At 55.3% G+C, this 19193-nt stretch carries 15 protein-coding genes and 2 pseudogenes; 6 read left to right on the plus strand and 11 right to left on the minus strand.

Annotated features, from left to right (window positions below; translation table 11 throughout):
- Window positions 1-3: 3 nt before the first annotated feature.
- From BSF44_RS00885 to BSF44_RS00915, 7 genes are all read right to left on the minus strand, one after another.
- Entirely contained in the window at window positions 4-1092 is a 1089-nt protein-coding gene (locus BSF44_RS00885) for an aspartyl/asparaginyl beta-hydroxylase domain-containing protein (RefSeq protein ID WP_172435285.1), read from the minus strand.
- Between the two features lie 128 nt (window positions 1093-1220).
- Window positions 1221-2621 carry an MATE family efflux transporter gene (locus tag BSF44_RS00890; RefSeq protein WP_141249975.1) on the minus strand — a complete coding sequence of 467 codons (1401 nt, stop codon included), beginning with the start codon at window positions 2619-2621 and terminating at the stop codon, window positions 1221-1223.
- Window positions 2599-3438 carry a hypothetical protein gene (locus tag BSF44_RS29375; RefSeq protein WP_141249976.1) on the minus strand — a complete coding sequence of 280 codons (840 nt, stop codon included), beginning with the start codon at window positions 3436-3438 and terminating at the stop codon, window positions 2599-2601. Before BSF44_RS29375 ends, BSF44_RS00890 begins: the two co-directional genes overlap by 23 nt.
- Before the next feature lie 75 nt (window positions 3439-3513).
- Window positions 3514-4626 carry an arginine 2,3-aminomutase gene (gene blsG, locus BSF44_RS00900; protein ID WP_095941856.1) on the minus strand — a complete coding sequence of 371 codons (1113 nt, stop codon included), beginning with the start codon at window positions 4624-4626 and terminating at the stop codon, window positions 3514-3516.
- A gap of 5 nt (window positions 4627-4631) precedes the next feature.
- On the minus strand, window positions 4632-6194 hold the full coding sequence (locus BSF44_RS00905; RefSeq protein ID WP_095941857.1) for an asparagine synthetase B: 1563 nt from the start codon (window positions 6192-6194) through the stop codon (window positions 4632-4634).
- Window positions 6195-7586 carry an acetyl-CoA carboxylase biotin carboxylase subunit family protein gene (locus BSF44_RS00910; protein WP_095941858.1) on the minus strand — a complete coding sequence of 464 codons (1392 nt, stop codon included), beginning with the start codon at window positions 7584-7586 and terminating at the stop codon, window positions 6195-6197.
- The gene (locus BSF44_RS00915; RefSeq protein ID WP_095941859.1) at window positions 7583-7807 is read right to left on the minus strand and encodes a hypothetical protein; all 225 of its coding nucleotides are present in this window, start codon (window positions 7805-7807) and stop codon (window positions 7583-7585) included. Before BSF44_RS00915 ends, BSF44_RS00910 begins: the two co-directional genes overlap by 4 nt.
- Before the next feature lie 210 nt (window positions 7808-8017).
- On the opposite strand from BSF44_RS00915, the pseudogene BSF44_RS00920 reads away from it, so the two are divergent.
- The 6 genes and pseudogenes from BSF44_RS00920 to BSF44_RS00945 form a co-directional block, all read left to right on the plus strand.
- Window positions 8018-8176, plus strand: a pseudogene (locus BSF44_RS00920) (helix-turn-helix domain-containing protein); the annotation flags it as partial.
- Between the two features lie 21 nt (window positions 8177-8197).
- Window positions 8198-8620, plus strand: a pseudogene (locus tag BSF44_RS00925) (DUF3010 family protein).
- A 175-nt stretch (window positions 8621-8795) separates the two neighbouring features.
- On the plus strand, window positions 8796-9413 hold the full coding sequence (gene lexA / locus BSF44_RS00930) for a transcriptional repressor LexA (protein ID WP_095941860.1): 618 nt from the start codon (window positions 8796-8798) through the stop codon (window positions 9411-9413).
- On the plus strand, window positions 9413-10030 hold the full coding sequence (gene imuA / locus BSF44_RS00935; RefSeq protein WP_095941861.1) for a translesion DNA synthesis-associated protein ImuA: 618 nt from the start codon (window positions 9413-9415) through the stop codon (window positions 10028-10030). Before lexA ends, imuA begins: the two co-directional genes overlap by 1 nt.
- 7 nt (window positions 10031-10037) lie before the next feature.
- Entirely contained in the window at window positions 10038-11453 is a 1416-nt protein-coding gene (locus tag BSF44_RS00940; RefSeq protein WP_095941862.1) for a DNA polymerase Y family protein, read from the plus strand.
- Window positions 11429-14527, plus strand: coding sequence for an error-prone DNA polymerase (locus BSF44_RS00945; RefSeq protein ID WP_172435286.1), 3099 nt, complete (start codon window positions 11429-11431; stop codon window positions 14525-14527). The genes BSF44_RS00940 and BSF44_RS00945 overlap by 25 nt, the downstream gene beginning before the upstream one ends.
- An 80-nt stretch (window positions 14528-14607) precedes the next feature.
- On the opposite strand, the gene BSF44_RS00950 is transcribed toward BSF44_RS00945, so the two are convergent.
- The 4 genes from BSF44_RS00950 to BSF44_RS00965 form a co-directional block, all read right to left on the minus strand.
- On the minus strand, window positions 14608-15294 hold the full coding sequence (locus BSF44_RS00950; protein ID WP_095941864.1) for a flavin reductase family protein: 687 nt from the start codon (window positions 15292-15294) through the stop codon (window positions 14608-14610).
- A 12-nt stretch (window positions 15295-15306) separates the two neighbouring features.
- Complete coding sequence (locus BSF44_RS00955) at window positions 15307-16794, minus strand: amidohydrolase family protein (RefSeq protein WP_095941865.1); 1488 nt, start codon at window positions 16792-16794, stop codon at window positions 15307-15309.
- Window positions 16791-17987: an amidohydrolase family protein gene (locus tag BSF44_RS00960; RefSeq protein ID WP_095941866.1), complete on the minus strand. Its 1197-nt coding sequence runs from the start codon at window positions 17985-17987 to the stop codon at window positions 16791-16793. The genes BSF44_RS00955 and BSF44_RS00960 overlap by 4 nt, the downstream gene beginning before the upstream one ends.
- Window positions 17988-18127: 140 nt before the next feature.
- On the minus strand, window positions 18128-19180 hold the full coding sequence (locus BSF44_RS00965) for an extracellular solute-binding protein (protein WP_095941867.1): 1053 nt from the start codon (window positions 19178-19180) through the stop codon (window positions 18128-18130).
- Window positions 19181-19193: the final 13 nt, after the last annotated feature.

Consider the following 19193-nt stretch of genomic DNA (forward strand, 5'->3'; position numbering starts at 1 on the left):
TAATTATTTTAAGTGTCGCAGCATCTGCCGCGAGTAGACTTCAGTGAAAAACGCTTTCGCCGACGGGCTCAGGTCCCCAGGCCAGAAATCAAACATCAGATTTACACGAGTACACTCACTATGGTTCCAAGACTCATGCTGAAAAGTCGTGTCAATGATTGCTATTTCACCCGTTCTCCAACTGACGATCTCTTCCCCGATTCTCAGTCCAGATAATCCATCGTCAGAACAAAGGATAGGAAGATGTAACGTCAGCATAGGATAAACATAATCCAGATGCGGCTCGATGTGACCGCCCGGTTCTAGGCTTGAAAGCACAACCTCTCTGATAGTAGCGCCTTGCACAACATCCTCGACAAAGCGAATCGTATTTGGAACGAGGTCAGCGTATACAGCAACTTTTTGACCTCCTTTATAAAGTGGAACTGATTTCCACAAAGGATCGCCATGAAAGGGATATTTTTCCTGGGTGTTCTTGTGTTTTTCATAGAGCTGGATTAGTTCCTGCGTCATCTCGGCAAGAAGCGTATCAATGCCTGAGAGGAAGCTGAAATCGTCTTTAGACCAAAGAGGCTTTCTGGGGCCGAACGACGACTTAAATCCATTGATATTTATATTCGTAGCATAAGGTATAGGCATGACAGGCTTAAGCAAACCGCTGGATAGGCGGCTAGAGCGTGATAATTCTCTTCCATGAAATTCCGACTCAATTAGATCGAGGATACACTCGCGAGTTTTATCATCAATATCGCCAAGGTCATCTAATGCCTCGTACCATAATGTGAGCACCGGCTCCCGCCACTTTAGAGCAGACCTGCAGGAAATCACAACCGTCGCATATAACCAGATTATGAGGCAAAGTAGTAATAACTGGCTTGATACTAAAAGTCCAAATCCGACTAATTCAGTTCTGTTATAGAGTCCCGCCACCAACGTAAAAATGGAGAGCGGAACGAGCCAGCAGATGTAGCTACTAAAACGTCGCACGGTGGAATAAGGTACGACGATATTGAGCATATCAAATTGGGAGCGAATAATCGGCCAGGCGCTGATGGAATAGAGAAGAAAAAATAACAAGCTGCAGTAAGACACCGAATATATCGACAAAAAACCATTCGGTACCGCCAGAATAAGCAATATAGATAGTGATACTAAGCAAGCTATCACGAATATACTGTGTTTCAGTATGTAATTTATGCCTCGAATGCCGTATAGATTTCTCATGCCGCAACCTGCGCCGGAGCCTTGTATCGGATCCATCTAAATAGAAGTAGAGAGAACAGCGCTATAAGTCCAAGCCCTACGCCACACCATACACCCACTGCTCCTAGGTCAGTACAAAATGCTAAGAAGAGAGCGAGCGGTAGCCCCACTAGCCAAAAACAAATAATCGAAAGCAACATCGGAAAGACGGTCTGTTTCAAGCCCCTAAATATACCGAGCAGTACCATTTGACTTCCATCAAAGAAATGGAATATTCCTAAAATGCAGACAAAAAGGCTAGAAAGCTTGATGAGCTCGTCATCTCCACCTTCACCGCGAGCAACAAATAGCTGAACAATATCATGGGAAAAAATAATCAGGATAGAAGATATTACAGTGAGTACTATCCAGCCGAGCCATAAAGCACTCCACCCGGCGTCACTTGTCCGCCGCGAATACACACCCAAAGGCGAGCAGAGGCTTATTCTCGTAGTAGCAGCTTGAGAAATGCCATTAGGTATTGTAAATACGACTTGAAGAACTTGCATTGCGATACCATGAGCAGCCAACGCAACGACTCCAAACTTACCCACTATGATTGTGAGGATGAAGAAAAATAGCGTGTCATTTACCTGCGTTAAAGAGACCGGAATACCATTTCTTAAAATAGGCAGCATCAACCACCCTCTCACTACTGTCAGGTTTATACAATGCTGCCGCTCCCTGAACTGCGGATTAATTAAGCCTAATAAGACCAGCAATATACAAAGCAAGATGTTTGTTAGCGTTGTGGCGATACCTGCACCGAACAAACCCAAGGGGGGTATCCACAAAAAACCAAATATTAGAATTAGGTTAGCAACGAAGTTAAATATCGCTGCTATAATAATTGCGATAACTGTATATCGCGCTGATCCCATTATTGATAACACATTTCTGAGGTGTACAAATAAAATCGCTGGGCCGATGCTCCACATCAGGCTATTCATGTATCTCTGAGCTTCGAGAGACAAAAGCGGATCCTGGCCAAAAAAAACTAATATTTCTTTCGTAAAATAGAGCATTGCTATGCATATTAAAAACGCAGCTACTATGAGCTGAATGCAGCTGGTCGATACAGACGCATATTGTTCTTCTTTTGCCTTAGATCCCAATGCATCAGTAATAAACGGAATGGTAGAGATGAGTAGCCCGGAGAATAATAAAAACAGAAGATAGTAGAGGCCCTGTGCCAAAGTCGACGCAGCTAACGCCTCGGTACTAATCCATCCTGCCATTATTACGTCTGTAGTCGCAATAATCACATGCGCGATATTGCCAGATACAAAGGCTAGCGAGAGCCGAGAACTCTCGCGCATCTCGGATGTATATCTACGGGAAAGCCTCGCGGCACGGTTATATATCAGTGATAATGTCAAGACTGTACTCCCGGTCTAGGTGTTTAGACACATCCTTGGAAATCTGTACTCTTTTCAGCCATCGATCCGTTCCATCGTACTTTGGCGTAAATTGTGGCCTGCCATGAGCGCACTTATAGTTGTTGATAAACAAAACCTGTGCTTCGTTCATTGATAAGTCAAAGGTTGCTGACTCAACCAGCTTGATAAAATCCTTAAAATCTAGTTCTTCGCAATGAGACATTTTGCTGTAGTCAACATAGACAGGATCATAAATGAAGCTGTAGCCCTCGGTAGGTGATTCTAGCAATACCGCCGTCTCTAGAGCTGTTGGCTTATATCCGATCGTAGAGGGTCGGTCGGAAAGAATGGTATAGCGGGTCTCAGTTAACCTGTGCTTGAGTGTTGCATCAACAGCTGAAAAGTCTGGGCAAGACAGCAAGTTTGGGACTTTATCGTCGTTTCTTACGCATAAAAAACCTAGTACATCGGCCCTATAAGGTAAAGCGGGGTCTTCAGTATGCAGTTCTAAATGCACAGAACCACTTCCCAACTGCTTATTTCTATCTTTGAAAATTGGGAATATTTCTTGAATAAGCTTACCGTTCTGCAGGTCGCTATAACCGAAGACATCACCAATATGCCTTGAAAGTTGAAGAAATAAATCATCGTAGTTTGAATGGCAGTCGTCCCTCCAATGTTTCGGCGTCGGTCGCTGTTGATTGGCTTTAGGAAGCTCTAATATTGTGACATCAGATGAAAAACTAAAGTCCTCTTTAAATTGAGCAGCAATAGACTCTGGGCTTAACATTGAGTAGTCTAATTTAGCAAATATCATATCAGCACCGAAGAAATGGTAAATTGGTTAGTTTCAAAGCCTCCAGGTAGTGACCCACTCGCGAGTCAGTTGACCTCAGGGAACTTCAAGCGTTTTATGATCATAGCCAAGCACAAAATTCTTAGAGCCTAGTTTGTAGAAGTACTGGTTATTCAAAGGGATCTTCCCAAGTTTAGTGGTGTAAACATACTGTGGGACGCTGAAACCAGTTTCATAACCGTGCAGCTGCTGCATAATCTCAAGGCCCTTTTCTATCGACGTCCTAAAGTGCGATACGCCTTGAACATTGTCCGCGTGGTATAGGTAATAAGGCCTTACCCTGCCTTTCACCAGCATCCGGTTCAGCGTTCTAAGTGTCTCGACGTCGTCGTTCACACCACGCAACAGCACTGTCTGGTTTTGAACCGGTATACCGTGGGAAAGAAGTTTATCTACCGCGCTTAAGGCTTCAGGAGTCACTTCTACGGGATGATTGAAATGAGTGCTAAACCAGATCGATTTGAATTCGGACAACATCCTACAAAAATCATCTGTTATCCGCTGCGGAAGGAAAACCGGGTACCGTGAGCCAATGCGTACAAAATCTACGTGGGGGAATGCATTGAGCCTAGATATAATGCTATGTAAAAGCTTATCGGAAAGAATTAGCGGGTCGCCTCCGGTAAGTAATACGTCGCTGATGTTTTTGTTGTTTGCGATGTACTCTATGTCTTGATCATATGAGGCGGGAAGCTCTTTGTTATAATAACTGCCTGACTTGTCAGTTGTGTGAAACTTTCTAGTGCAATGCCTGCAATAAACTGGGCAAGTATCCGACACTAGGAATATGACTCGGTTTGGATACTTATGTACGACGCGTCTGGTTTTCATATAAACCATATCACCCACCGGGTCTACATCCTCCTGCTGATTACTCTCATCAACTTCTTTTGGGTGGGGTATGCTTTGCAGCCGAATCGGACAATTCTCATTGGTCTCGTCCATCAGTGATGCATAATATGGAGTAATCATCCACTTATACTGGCTCTCTGTTTGCTCAATGCCCTTCAATTCTGTATCACTGAGAGTTACCCAGGCTTCCAACTGGGCCTTGGTGCGAATGGCATTCTTCATTTGAAATTTGTGGTCGCCCCATTGGTCGGAAGACAGTAAATCCTGCTTGCTCAAAGTGTCCTTTGCAATAATCATTTTTATTATCCTTCGCTGACAGAGGAGTTGACGAGGTTTTTATCACTGTCTTTAGTTATCGAGGTCGTCCACCCGCCGCTATGATAGTCGAGACCTTGTACCTTATATCGATTGTCTGGAAGCTCAAAGCCGAACTCTTGGAATATCAAAGCAGCATTATTAATTGCATTATCTTCTAATGGAAAAGGCTTGCTATCCAGGCTCTCACTCATTGATTGAAGTGCGTCAAAAATGAGTCCGCCTATACCTGACCCTTCAGACATCCTCATTTTTGGTCGCCGAGTGATATAATCTGGTAACTCGAGGGAAAAAGCGTCCCTCAGTAGAGCTTTTGTAAAATCATCTCTTACATGGAACTCCATCGGTGCCGATATTATAAAATCGAAAAGATCTTTGTCGAGAAACGGTACACGGCATTCCACTGTATTGAACATGCCCATTCTATCCACACGCTGTAGATCAGTTCGATACAAGTTCTTAACTTTATGTAGCTGAAGCTCGCGACGGTCACTGGCCCCTTGAAAGAAGTCATAACCAGCGAATAGCTCATCACTTCCATCTCCAGATAGAGCTATACGTATCCCGTCTTCTTTCATTCGCGAGAAAGCAGAATGTATAGTTAATGCATCAGTTATATCTACGGGTTCAAATTGTTCAGATACATATATGCTGGTTCTAATAGACTGCATCAGATCTACACGATCAACATCAGAAATAACTATCTTAATTCCAAGTTCTTTGCATAGTCTCTGCGCGAATACTACGTCAGCTGAGCCAGCCACTCCGACCGTGTAGGCGGTGACGTTCTTATGGTATAGGTTAGCAAGATAAAGAATTATCGCGCTATCTAGCCCGCCAGAGAAAACTACGCCTACCGGAAGATCCGTATTGACTTGACGCTTTACCGAGAGGTGCAGTAGCTCATTGCATTTATTTACCGTAGACTTGTAATCTAGTCGCGGCCCTATGCTTTCGCCAATTAAATAATATGCGTTCTGTCGACCGTCCACCCAATAATGTCCAGGGAGGATTTCTTGTGTCTTGCTGGTCAACCCAATTAGTGCTTTCAGTTCCGATGCAAAATAGAGGACAGTTCCTTCTTGAGTCAAGTATAGAGGCTTTACGCCCAGCCGATCCCTCGCAGCGAAAACGGTGTTGTCTCCCGGTGAGTAGATAATAAACGCGAATATACCATTGAGTCGGGTTAGACAAGACTTCCCCCAGTGAGTATAGGCTCTAAGAACTAGCTCGGTATCTGAACAGCCTAAAAACTTAACTCCGTGTGATAATAAAATTAATCGCAACTCATTCAAGTTGTAAATTTCACCATTAAATATAATTGCGTGACCAGAAATGTTATCTATGAACGGCTGATTGTTGTCTTCTCTCTCCACGATAGGCAGGCGGTTGGTACCAATAGCAGCATGAGAAAATATAAAGCGCTCTCCAAAGCTTTCAGCAGCGCCTCTATGGGAGATTCTCCCCAACATTTTTAATAAAGTAGCCTCAAAGTCGCGCTTTTCATCAGAACGGGTAGAAGTCTCAAAAATTGCAGCTATCCCGCACATTTAGCACTGCTCCAGTAATTTGTCTTCACGATATTCAGATGTTTCGACTTTAATGTTTCTCTCATACTCTTTATGGATATGAAGTATCTCGTCTATAGACGTTGCCCTCACCCACATTTTTGCGATATAAGCCTCTTCGTTCTCTACATCGAAGAAGCCATCTTTGTGGCCGTTAGTAGTAGGCAGTACCTTTGATAAAATCTCACACGCAGAATCAATTTCTGGTAGCTTTATAGCTTTGATGTAGCCTGAGTAAGTTGGATAGAATAGAAGCATCGCGTAGACGGCGTCCTCCGGCAAGATCGGAAGGTTATCCGCCAAATGGTGCCCTATGGTTACTGGCTTACTTGTTATGTAATTGACGTTTAAGGCATACGCATCACATGAGCACAGATCCTGAAGTGCCTCGTCCACGAAGAATCCGCCCAGCCTCGGGTTCACCTCAATCACTTGGGGGCCGTTTTTGGATAATTTGAACTCAACGTGTAAAAATCCGTTCTTTACCTTCAGTGCTTTTATAGAGTTGCTAATAGTTGATACGATCATCGATATCTGGTCGTTAGAAAAGCTTTGCGGTGGTGTAACTATAACCTTTTCTAAAACCGTATTGGAGGTGTTGCTTGTTATCATTTTTTCAAATATCAACATCGGGTGAATGTTGCCGTCGATAACCAAGCATTCTAAAGAACCTTCTGGCCCCTCAATGAATTCTTCAATTAGCACGGAAACGCCCGGCGTATATAACACAGGACCTTTTTTTGGGGAGCTAAGCCATTTTTCAGCTCCCGAGAAAGAATAGGCTCCAGGCACGTCAGGAAATCTTTGTATGAAGTGATTATATGCTTTCTCAAGACTCTTTCGGTCATCACATATCGAGACAAACGCCGAGCCGCCCCCGTATACCGGCTTCATCACTACGGGAAATACGAGGTCATTCAGAGCTTCGAAATTTCCGTTGAAGAGCCTGAAATCTACCGACCTAATTTCTTTTATATTGCTAAGTTGCGAACGCATTAAGTATTTATTGTTGCAGTTCTCTAGCGACTCGGCGCTGTAATATTTAAGCCCGCATCGCTTGGCGATATCTTCAACTACAGGGTTAGCGTTCCCACGCGGTGTGACATGCGCTGGGTAGCAAAACAGTCCTTTCACACTGTATGTCCGGCTTAAACGTTCTACTGCGCAGAGTACTTCGCTAGTTTCAATACCATCTACCAAGACAACTTCATCACTTTCATCGCTGGCTTCCCTAATATTTTTGCTATCTTTTGCGATTATTGTTATGCATCTGATACCTTCTTTTGCTGCGGCTTGAAAGTGTAATCTTCTATACAAGTATAGTGAGGTTGATAAATAGTCGTTATCTATGAAAATTAATATTTCTGGCTTCATATATATAGGCCCATGATCATATTTTCTTGTTGTAAAACGAGATAGCGAGCATTGGTTGGCTGTGGGGGATGAGCATTGGCGTAAGCCCGTTGTTGCTCAATAATCCTCAAGACGTCTTTGTTCGCCCCGTCAAGTTGCTGCGAGAAAAGGTAATCTTTTTGGCTGCGAAGAAAATCTGGGGAGGCTTCATTGGTGTACACAGATGAGAGGGGAGCATTCATTTCCAAAATCCTTATCTGTGAAGGGTGTCCATGAATGATGCGGCACAAACTAAATAATTCGTACCGCCGAACTCACAGTCACAGGAAGGAAAAAGAAATTTCGCAATAATGGATACTAAAAATCCTACAGAAATTTCTGCTCGACAAGGTGCAAGACAATTTCAATCAAGCTTTCACAGATCCGTTGATCTTCCCTCGGACAGCGCTCCATGGCGCAAGCACTTGAACCTTACACAGGATGAAGTGGCCAAACGGATGGGTGTCTCTCCGCCGGCATTTGCCCAGCAAAAGCCCCTCTCAAAGCCTCGGAAGGCCACTCGCGAAAAAATAGCAGCTGCGTTTGGTATTACCGCTAATCAACTTGAGCTTTCGGCTGTGAAAGGGATCGAAATGAAAATCTGTGGCATCGAAATCAAAGGCAGTGAAGCGATCATCGCCGTGGCATCCTCGACGGTACGGCCCTGAGTCACGTCGCCCTCAACACCAAGAAAATCGCTCTCGATGATGATGATGATGACGAGGCGGCCAACGTCAAGCTGTTCGCCGCGCAGGTTGCGTCGTTCGTCCGTGAAAACTCCGTCGACCGCATCGCGATCAAGAAGCGCGGCAAGAAAGGTGAGTTCGCCGGTGGGCCGACCACGTTCAAGATCGAAGGGGTGTTCCAGTTGCTGGAGAATTGCGAGGTGACGCTGTTGTCGCCGCAGACCATCAATGCCCAGGCCAAGAAGTACAACTTCGAATTTGCCGGGAACGCTGAACAAGTACCAGCATGAGGCGTACAAGGTGGCGTGTTCGGCGCTTCTGAAGAAGTAACCGGCCTTCCTGACAGAGAAGATCAATTGTGGGAGCGAGCCTGCTCGCGATGGCGGTGCACCAGTCGACATGTATGTGTCTGACAGACCGCTATCGCGAGCAGGCTCCCACAGGTTATCGGTTCTGCCATCGGATGACTGACGGCCCTTGCCAGGAAAAAGCCAAAAGAGTACAAATGTACTCCATGACGACTCTGACTCCCCGCCGTACCGCCATCCTGACCTTTATCCGCGATCGCATCGCCGAGCACGGTCAGCCTCCGAGCCTCGCCGAGATCAGCGAGGCGTTCGGTTTCGCCTCCCGCAGCGTGGCGCGCAAGCATGTGCTGGCGCTGACCGAAGCCGGGTTTATCGAGGTCAACCCGCATCAGGCCCGGGGCATTCGCCTGCTCGGGCAGCCGCCGCGCCCTGAGTTGCTGGACATCCCGGTGCTCGGTCGGGTGGCGGCTGGTGCGCCGATTGGTGTCGATGCGCAAATCCATAGCCGCTTGTTGCTCGATCCGTCGATCTTCTCGCGGGTACCCGACTACATGTTGCGGGTGCGCGGTGATTCGATGATCGAGGACGGCATTCTCGACGGCGACCTGGTGGGCGTGCACCGCAGCCCCGTGGCCGTCAATGGCCAGATCGTCGTGGCGCGGCTCGACGGCGAAGTCACCATCAAGCGCTTCGAGCGGCTCGGCGATGTGGTTCGCCTGTTGCCACGCAACCCGGCCTACCGGCCGATCATTGTCGAGGCCGACCGGGACCTGGCCATCGAAGGCGTGTTCTGTGGCCTGGTGAGGCAAGGCTGATGGGCGCCGTCGTTGCGCTGGATACGCTGTTCAATGGTGGCCAGGTCTGGAGGGGTCGGCCTGCGCCACCGGCCGCCAGCCCGCAGCCCACCGGGCATGCCGCGCTGGACACCGCGTTGCCCAGCGGTGGCTGGCCGGAGGCGGCGCTGACGGAAATCCTGTTGGCCGGGCAGGGTGTGGGCGAGCTGCAACTGGTGTGGCCGACGCTGGCACGGTTGTCGGCGGCGGGCGAGCGCATCGTGTTGGTGGCGCCACCGTATGTGCCGTACCCCCAGGCGTGGCAGGGCGCCGGGGTCGATCTGCGTCAGTTGTCGATCATCCAGGCCGGCGAGCGTGATGCGCTGTGGGCGGCGGAACAATGCCTGCGTTCGGGCAGTTGCGGCGCGGTGCTGTGCTGGCCGTACAAGGCCGATGACCGCGCCTTGCGCCGCTTGCAGGTGGCGGCGGAAACCGGCCAGACCCTGGCCTTCGCCTATCGCCCCCTCGGTGAGGCGGTCAACCCTTCGCCGGCGGCCCTGCGCATCGCCATCGATGCCCGACCGGCACAACTGCGTGTGCTCAAGTGCCGCGGCGGCCTGGCCCGTTCGGCGCCGATTGCCTTCGCCGTGGGGCATTGAGGTTGCCATGCGCTGGGTTTGCATTGTTTTCCCGCAATTGGCGCTGGACGCGGTACTGCGTCAGCGCGCCGATCCCGATGAACCCCTGGCGTTGCTGACCGGCCCGGCCCAGCGCCGGGTGCTGCAGGCCGTCAACGGTGCGGCGCGGGCGCTGGGTTTGCGTCCCGGCCAGTCCATGAGCGCGGCACAGGCCTTGAGCAAAGGCTTTGTCACGGCCGAATACGACGCCGCCGAAATCGAACACTGGCAGCAGTTTCTCGCCGCCTGGGCCTATCGATTCAGTTCCCAGGTCAGCGTGCATTACCCCCGGGCCCTGGTGTTCGAGATCGAATCCAGCCTCGGCCTGTTCGGCGCCTGGCCGCAATTCGAAGCGCTTTTGCGCCGTGAACTCGGCGAACTGGGATTTCGGCACCGCATCGTGGCCGCGCCCAACCCGGTGGCGGCACGGGTGCTGGCCAACGCCTATGACGGTCTGGTGGTCCCGGACGATCAGGCCTTGCAGCATCACCTGGGGCAAATGCCCGTCGACCGGATCGGCCTCGAAGCCTCGGTCGCCACGGCCTTGTCGCGCATGGGCCTGCGCACCTTGAGCCAGGTGCAGGCGCTGCCCCGGCATAGCCTGGCCCGGCGTTTCGAGGCCCAGGTGCTCAAGCATCTGGATGCCCTGTTCGGTTTGCGGCGGCTGGCGCTGGCGTTTTACCTGCCGCCGGACCGCTTCGATGTGCGTATCGAACTCAATTTCGATGTGCAGTCCCATCAAGCCTTGCTGTTCCCGTTACGCCGGTTGACCGGCGACCTGTCGGCGTTCCTCTGCGGTCGCGACAGCGGCGTACAGCGTTTCGACCTGCATCTGGAACACGCCGGGTTGCCGGATACGCTCATCAAGGTCGGCCTGCTCAGCGCCGAGCGCGATCCGGCGATGCTCTTCGAACTGGCCCGGGGGCGGCTGGAGCAAGTCCAGGTCGAGGCGCCGGTGCGCGGCTTTCGTCTGCGCGCCGAGGATTTGCCGACCTTCGTGCCTCAGCATCAGGAACTGTTCGACGATCGCCCGCAGCAGTCCTTGCCCTGGGAGCAACTGCGCGAACGCCTGCGTGCGCGGCTGGGGGATGACGCGGTGCATGGCCTGCGCTTCCAGGCCGATCACCGCCCCGAGTGTGCGTGGCAGGCCTGTGCCGACAGCCAGCCCTGCGCGGTGCCAGCGGCGGTGAAACGGCCGGGCTGGTTGCTGACTGAGCCGCTGGCCGTGCATCAGGGCTCGGCGCGCATCCTCATGGGGCCGGAGCGTATCGAGTCCGGCTGGTGGGACGGCGACGACGTACGCCGTGACTATTACCTGATCGAAACCCGTGCCGGCCAACAGGGCTGGGCCTACCGGGCGGTCGGTGAGGACGGCCCGCTGTGGTTGCAGGGCTGGTTCGCATGAGCAGCGACTATGCCGAACTGCACTGCCTGTCGAACTTCAGCTTCCAGCGCGGTGCCTCCAGTGCCCTCGAGCTGTTCCAGCGCGCGAAAAAGCAGGGTTATCAAGCGCTGGCGATCACTGACGAATGCACCCTGGCGGGCATCGTTCGCGCCTGGCAGGCGGCGAAGTCCGTGGAGTTGCCGCTGATCATCGGCAGTGAAATACGCATCGAGAACGGTCCGAAACTGGTGCTGCTGGTGGAGAGCCTCGAGGGGTATCAGGTGCTGTGTCGATTGATCACCCGCGCCCGGCGCCGCATGCAGAAAGGCCAGTACCAGGTGCTGCGTGAGGACTTCAGTGAACCCTTGCCGGGGCTGTTGGCGTTGTGGGTGCCGGACGCTGTCGATGCCTTTGAACAGGGCCACTGGCTCAAGCAGGTCTTCGCCGAGCGCCTGTGGCTGGCGGTGCAGTTGCATCGCGGCCAGGACGATGCCCGGCGCCTGAACGAACTGCTGAGCCTGGCCAGGGAGTTGCGCATTGCGGCCGTGGCCAGTGGCGATGTGCACATGCACGCGCGCGGCCGGCGCGCCTTGCAGGACACCATGACCGCGATCCGTCATCACCTGCCGGTGGCCGATGCCGGGTTGCGCCTGCATCCCAACGGCGAACGCCATCTGCGCAGCCTCGACGTGTTGCAGGCGCTTTACCCACCGGCCTTGCTGGCGGAAACACTGAATATCGCCCGGCGTTGCACCTTTGATCTTGGCCAGTTGCGTTATCAGTACCCCCGCGAACTGGTGCCGCAAGGGCACTCGGCTACCTCATGGCTGCGTCATTTGACCGAAGAAGGCATCGCGTGGCGTTGGCCAAAAGGGCCGAAAAGCGAAGTGCTGGAGCAGATCGACAAGGAGCTGCAACTGATCGCGGAGCTGGGCTATGAAAGCTATTTCCTGACGGTCCACGACATCGTCCGCTTTGCCCGTCAGCAACAGATTCTTTGTCAGGGGCGTGGTTCTGCCGCCAACTCGGCGGTGTGTTTTGCCCTGGGCATCACCGAAATCGATCCGGATCGCACCACGCTGTTGTTCGAGCGCTTTCTGTCCAAAGAGCGCAACGAGCCGCCGGACATCGATGTTGATTTCGAACATGAACGCCGCGAGGAAGTCTTGCAGTACGTGTTCCAGCGCTATGGTCGGGCCCGCGCCGCGCTGACGGCGGTAGTCAGCACTTACCATGCGGCCGGTGCGGTGCGCGATGTGGCCAAGGCCTTGGGCTTGCCGCCGGACCAGATCAACGCCCTGGCCGATTGCTGCGGTCACTGGAGCGATGAGACACCACCCGTGGAGCGTCTGCGCGAGGGCGGGTTCGACCCCGAGAGCCCGACGCTGCACCGGGTGCTCCGCCTGACAGGGCAACTGATCGGCTTCCCCCGGCATTTGTCCCAGCACCCCGGCGGTTTCGTGATTTCCGAGCAGCCGCTGGACAGTCTGGTGCCGGTGGAAAATGCCGCCATGGCCGAGCGCACCATCATCCAGTGGGACAAGGATGACCTCGATGCGGTCGGTTTGCTCAAGGTCGATATCCTGGCGCTGGGCATGCTCAGTGCGATTCGCCGATGTTTCGATCTGCTGCGCCGGCATCGGGGCCTGGACCTGAGCCTGGCGACCATCCCGTCCGAAGACGCGGCTACCTACGAAATGATCGGTCGGGCCGACACCATCGGCGTGTTCCAGATTGAATCCCGGGCGCAGATGTCGATGCTGCCCAGGCTCAGGCCGAAGACGTTTTACGATCTGGTGATCGAGGTCGCCATCGTTCGGCCGGGGCCGATCCAGGGCGGCATGGTGCATCCGTACCTGCGGCGACGGAACAAGGAGGAACCGGAGGTCTATCCGTCGCCGGAGCTGGAAGTGGTGCTCAAGCGCACTCTCGGCGTGCCACTGTTTCAGGAGCAGGTGATGCAGATCGCCATCGTCGCCGCCGACTACAGCCCCGGCGAGGCCGACCAGTTGCGTCGTTCCATGGCCGCGTGGAAACGCCACGGCGGGCTCGAACCGCACAAGGAACGGCTGGCCGCCGGGATGAAAAAAAACGGCTACACCGCCGAGTTCGCCGCGCAGATCTTCGAGCAGATCAAGGGGTTTGGCAGCTACGGTTTTCCCGAGTCCCACGCGGCCAGTTTCGCCTTGCTGACCTACGCCAGTTGCTGGTTGAAATGCCACGAGCCGGCGGCCTTCGCCTGTGCGCTGATCAACAGTTGGCCCATGGGGTTCTACAGCCCGGACCAGATTCTGCAGGACGTTCGGCGTCATCATTTGCATGTTCGCCCGGTGGACGTGCGCGCCAGTGACTGGGATTGCAGCCTGGAGCCGATCGCCGGTGCACAACCGGCGATTCGCCTGGGGCTACGCATGATCAAGGGCTTTCGCGAGGACGATGCCCGACGCATCGAGGCGGCACGCTCCAAAGGCGCGTTTGCCGACATCGCCGACCTGGGCGAGCGGGCGCGACTCGATGCCCGCGCCCAGGAGCAACTGGCCGATGCCGGTGCGTTGCGCGGCCTGGCCGGTGATCGGCATCGGGCGCGCTGGGAAGTGGCCGGGGTACAAAAACAGTTGGGTCTGTTCGCCGGCCTGCCGAGCCAGGAGGAGGGCGCGGTGTCGTTGCCAAAGCCCACCGTGGGCGAGGACCTGCAAGCCGATTACGCCAGTGTCGGCACCACCCTCGGACCGCATCCGTTGGCCCTGTTGCGCGGTGAGTTGAAGGCGCGGCGCTGCCGCAGTTCGAAGGAGTTGCTGGAAGTCGAGCACGGTCGGCCGGTCAGCGTCGCCGGGCTGGTCACCGGCCGACAACGCCCGGCCACCGCCAGCGGCGTGACGTTCGTCACCCTTGAGGACGAGTTCGGCAACGTCAACGTGGTGGTCTGGCGCGACCTCGCCGAGCGGCAGCGCCAGGTGTTGGTCGGCTCGCAGTTGCTCAAGGTCGATGGGCGTTGGGAGAAGGAGGGTGAGGTCCGGCATCTGATTGCCGGGCGGTTGAGTGATCTGAGTTCATTGTTGGACGGGATCACTGTGCGCAGCCGGGATTTCCACTGATCCATGCATACCCTGTAGGAGCGAGCCTGCTCGCGATGAACTTGAGAGCGCCGCGTTCATTCAGTTAGCCCGCGTTATCGTTATCCACCATCGCGAGCAGGCTCGCTCCTACTCAGCGGCCAAAACCGCTCGCCACCTCCCGGCGCATCGGTCCACGCCTGCAATGACCTTGTCGGCAAATCGAAGTAGTCCCGGGTGCGCGCATAGCCATGCCCACCCATGCGTCCGATGGCATCCAGCCCCAACTGGTCGATGTACAGGGTTTTCGGGTCGATCAGTTCGTCCCGCACATGGGCCATCAGCACTTCACCAAAGATGATCTCCCGGGATTGGCCGATGGACAGGGCCATCATCCGCCGGCACTCCAGTGCCACCGGGGCTTCGCCGATGCGCGGGCATTTGACCGTGGTGCCGGGGATGGCGGTGAGGCCGGCGGCGGTCAGTTCGTCGAAACCGGGAGCGAAGGGCACGGCGCAGACGTTCATGGCTTCCACCAGGGCATCGCTGACGATGTTCACGGTGAATTCCTGGTTGAGCTGAATGTTGCGGGTGGTGTCCTTGGGGCTTTGGTCGCCGTAGTTTTCCACGCCCAGGGCGAGGATGGGCGGATCGGCCGACAGCGCATTGAAGAAGCTGAACGGCGCCGCGTTGATCCGACCTTCGCCGTCGACGGTGGTGACCAGTGCAATAGGGCGGGGCACCACACTGCCGATCAGAATCTTGTATTTGTCCCGTGGGCTCAGTTGGCTGAAGTCGAAGCTTTGCATAGGCAGAAGTCTCTAAAGGAGAGGGTCAATGACGCACAGTGGCGCCTGTGCGCTGTAGTCGTCGGCGAACGGAATGGCTGGCTGGAACAGGCTTTTCCAGTCCGGTTGGCCAAAGGCCCGGTCGCTGTGGCTGCGCATCAGTTTCTCGAATTGGCGTTGGGCCTGGCGTTGCAGGGCGGGGTAGTCGACGCCTTCGACCTGGCCGTCCCGCATCACGCAGCGGCCGTCGATGTAGCTGGCGATGCAGTCGTCACCGCGGCCGGCCAGTACCAGATTCTTCAGCGGATCGAATAGCGGCCCCAGGTGCATCTCGCGCAGGTTGAATACGGTGATGTCGGCCTTGCACCCCGGTGCCAGCCGGCCGAGATCGTCGCGGCCCAATGCCTTGGCACCGCCGAGGGTCGCGGCGTTGTACAGGTCCAGGGTGCTGGTCAGGTCGTTACCGCCCTCCATCAGTCGAGCGATGTTCAAGCCCTGGCGCATGTTGTCCAGCAAGTCCGCCGGCCAGGTGTCGGTGCCCAGGGCGAAGTTGATGCCTTTGGCCCGATAGCGGCCAAACGAATTCAGCGCCTCGCCGTCCCGGGCAAACACCACCGGGCAATGCACCAGGCTCGCGCCACCTTCGATCACGCGTTGCAGGTCATCATCGCCTCGGGTGTAGATGCCGTGGGGCAGCAGGCTGCGCGGGTTCAAAAGCCCAAGCTGCTGCAACCAGCCCAGTGGCGAAGTACCGCGAAGTTGCTCGACCATCGTCACTTCACCGAGGCCCTGACAGCAGTGTAAGCGTATCGGCGCGTTCAGTTCCCGGTTCAGTGCGGCGGTGCGTTGCAGCAACGCCGGGGTGCAGGTCTGGATGCGATCGGGCAGCAGCGCGCCGCGAATCAGGTCGTTGTGCGCGCCGTCGAAATCCCGGAAAAACCGTTCGGCGGCATCGAGGCCGGCCATGCCCCGGGCTTCGTCCCAGTGGTGCGCCAGGGTTCCACCGGCTTGCCAGTAGCTCATGCCGCTCATGTAGCAGGGGCCGAGGTAAGTGCGCAGTCCCAGTTCGACCGCCACGCCTGCCACCGCCGCAAATTCGTCGTAGGTCTCGGCCCACTCGCGGTAATACATCGAAGTGATCGGCATGGCCGTGGTGATGCCGTTGCGGATCAGTTGCGTGAAGGCGTAGCGGTATTTGAAGACTTCTTCTTCGGGGCTGTAGCTTTCCCGCGATCCATGCGCCAGATACTGCGCCGACCACATCCGGCCCATGTCGCGCTCGTCGCCGTTGTCCAGGGTCAGCACCGTGGAGTCGAGATCGCCGAGGGCATCCAGATCGATGAAGCCGGGGCCGATCAGCGCATTACCGTAATCAACCCACTGATCCACCGGCCCCGCATAACCGCGCCCGACAAACTCGATGCGAGCGCCTTGGAACACCACTTCGCCGTCGCGCCACAGTACATGCTGCGTGCCGTCGAAGCCGACCACGCAACTGGCCCGCAAGCCGATGCGCTTCACAGACGGCTTTCCAGCAAACGGCCACCCGCAGCAATCAACCGACCCGCACGATAGACCTGACGCAGCGGTCGCGAAACCACCGCCTCACCCAGTGTCTGTACCGGCATCAACAGGAAGTCCGCCGGCTGGCCGATCTCCAGGCGATTAGCTTCGCACCCCAAAGCCTGGGCGCCGTTAACGGTTGCCGCCTCGAACGCTGCCGCCAGCTCTTCGTCCTTGCTCAAATCGAAACGGAACGCCAGCAACATCGCCCGTTCGAGCATGTCGCCGTTGCCCATGGGCGACCAGGCATCACGAATGCCGTCGGAGCCCAGGCACACATTCACGCCGGTTTCGCGCAGGGCCAGGAACGGAGGCACCGCACAATCGGCCGGTGCCGAGCTCATCAACGAAATACCCAACGCCGCGAGGCGCTCCGCCACCGGTTTGACCTGGCTCCACGGCAACATCCCCAGGCAATACGCGTGGCTGATCATTACCCGGTTTTGGCGGCCGAAGCGCTCGGTGTAGTCGGCGATCAGGGCAATCTGCCACAGGCCCAGCTCACCCTTGTCATGCAGGTGAATGTCGACGCCCCGGTCGAACTCGTTGGCCAGTTTGAAGACGAAATCGAGTTGAGCGACAGGATCGTTGTCAATGCCGCACGGGTCCAGTCCGCCGACGTTCTCCACACCGAGGGCCATGGCTTCGCGCATCAGTTCGGCGGTGCCGGGGCGGCTGATCAAGCCAGTCTGCGGGAACACCACCAGTTGCAGGTCGATCAGGTCGCGGTAGTTTTCACGCAGTTGTTGCATGGCCTCGACATGCCGCAGGCCGAATTCCGGGTCGATGTCGACGTGGCAACGCATGGTCAGTGAGCCCCGGGCGATGCAGTTCTCCAGCAGGGCGCCAGCCCGTTGCGCGATGGGCGCGGTGACTTCACGCAGGATGCGCCGCTCGTTGGCGATGTAGTCCTTGAGGGTCGGGCCGGCGCTGTTCGGGCGCCAGGGTTGGCCCCAGAGGGTTTTGTCCAGGTGCACGTGGCTTTCCACCAGGGTGGGGGTGAGCAACTGGTTCTGGCCGTCGATGTCGGTGGCGAGCAGCTCGGTGGTCGAGGCTGGGCGGCGTTGGCTGAAGCGGCCGTTTTCGATCAGCAAGTCTTCGGCAGGGACGCCGTAGGGGCGCACGTTGCGCAGCCAGCGGGGGTGAGTCATGTAGAACCTCAAATTCTGTGTTGTTCGGGAGGGCCTCTTCGCGAGCAGGCTCGCTCCTACAGGGATTTTGTGAACGCCGAAGATCCACTGTAGGAGCGAGCCTGCTCGCGATGGCCGCGACTCGGTTTCAAGTCAGTCGATCAGCCCTTGAGCTTGGCCCAGATCCGGTCCTGCAGCTCCCGCGCCTTGTTGCTGCATTCCTTTTCCGGGCGCAGGCGCGAGGCGAATTCGTCGGGCATGTTGATGGCGTCCATCACTCGCCATTTGGTGTCGATCAGCTTTTCGCTCTGAATGCCGTTGTCGTAGGCGATGGCGTTGGACACGGCGGCGGCGTTTTCCGGTTTCATCATCCAGTCGATGAAGATCTTCGCGTTGCCGGGGTGCGGCGCGCTTTTCGGCACGGCGAAGTTGTCCTGGAACATCGCCAGGCCTTCCTTCGGATACACGTACTTGATGGTGCTCTTCTGCAGGGTGGCCCGCGCTGTAGAACCGTTCCAGTTCTGCATCATGATCACTTCACCGGAGGCCATGCGGTCGACGGTGTTGTCCGAGCTGTACATCTTCAGGAAGGGTTTCTGTTTTTGCAGCAGTTCGAGGATGCGCTTGGCGTCCTGGGGGTTTTCGCTGCATTCGTCGACATTCAGGTAGTGACTGGCGGCATTGATCACGCTGCTGGAGGTGTCGAGGGCGGCGAGTTGGCCTTGCAGTTCCTTGCGCGGTTCGAAGAACTCTTTCCACGAGTCATCCAGCTTGCCGCCAGGCACCCGCGCGCTGTCATAGGAGAACCCGGTGGTGCCCCACAGGTACGGTGCCGAAAATTTGCGGCCGGGGTCGAAGCTCGGGTCGCGGAACGCCGGTTTGACGTACTGGAAGTTGGGCAGGGCCGAGGCGTCGATTTCCAGCAGCAGGTCCTGGTTGATCAGGGTGCGCATGATCGATTGCGACGGAACGATCACGTCATAGGCCGCGCCACCGGCCTGCAACTTGGCCAGCAGGGTTTCGTTGCTGTCGTAGCCGTCCATGGTGACCTTGATGCCGGTCTCCTTTTCGAACTTGGCCAGCAGCTCGACCGGGTAGTAGTCAGTCCAGTTGTAGAAGAACAGTTCCTTGGGCTCGGCGGCCTGTGCACTGAAGGTGGTGAAGCAACTCAGGGCCAGACCGGCTACAGCGAAACACATGCTTTTTGTTTTCATGCTTTGCTCCAGC

It is taken from the genome of Pseudomonas sp. ACN8, from assembly GCF_002303925.1.
GTDB lineage: Bacteria > Pseudomonadota > Gammaproteobacteria > Pseudomonadales > Pseudomonadaceae > Aquipseudomonas.

What these genes read in the sequence shown, in the direction of transcription:
- BSF44_RS00950 (WP_095941864.1), bottom strand. Translation starts at nt 15,294, where the DNA reads ATGCAAAGCTTCGACTTCAGCCAACTGAGCCCACGGGACAAATACAAG.
- lexA (WP_095941860.1), top strand. Translation starts at nt 8,796, where the DNA reads ATGTACTCCATGACGACTCTGACTCCCCGCCGTACCGCCATCCTGACC.
- imuA (WP_095941861.1), top strand. Translation starts at nt 9,413, where the DNA reads ATGGGCGCCGTCGTTGCGCTGGATACGCTGTTCAATGGTGGCCAGGTC.
- BSF44_RS00905 (WP_095941857.1), bottom strand. Translation starts at nt 6,194, where the DNA reads ATGTGCGGGATAGCTGCAATTTTTGAGACTTCTACCCGTTCTGATGAA.
- BSF44_RS00915 (WP_095941859.1), bottom strand. Translation starts at nt 7,807, where the DNA reads ATGAATGCTCCCCTCTCATCTGTGTACACCAATGAAGCCTCCCCAGAT.
- BSF44_RS00960 (WP_095941866.1), bottom strand. Translation starts at nt 17,987, where the DNA reads ATGACTCACCCCCGCTGGCTGCGCAACGTGCGCCCCTACGGCGTCCCT.
- BSF44_RS00910 (WP_095941858.1), bottom strand. Translation starts at nt 7,586, where the DNA reads ATGAAGCCAGAAATATTAATTTTCATAGATAACGACTATTTATCAACC.
- BSF44_RS00965 (WP_095941867.1), bottom strand. Translation starts at nt 19,180, where the DNA reads ATGAAAACAAAAAGCATGTGTTTCGCTGTAGCCGGTCTGGCCCTGAGT.
- BSF44_RS00940 (WP_095941862.1), top strand. Translation starts at nt 10,038, where the DNA reads ATGCGCTGGGTTTGCATTGTTTTCCCGCAATTGGCGCTGGACGCGGTA.
- BSF44_RS29375 (WP_141249976.1), bottom strand. Translation starts at nt 3,438, where the DNA reads ATGATATTTGCTAAATTAGACTACTCAATGTTAAGCCCAGAGTCTATT.
- blsG (WP_095941856.1), bottom strand. Translation starts at nt 4,626, where the DNA reads ATGATTATTGCAAAGGACACTTTGAGCAAGCAGGATTTACTGTCTTCC.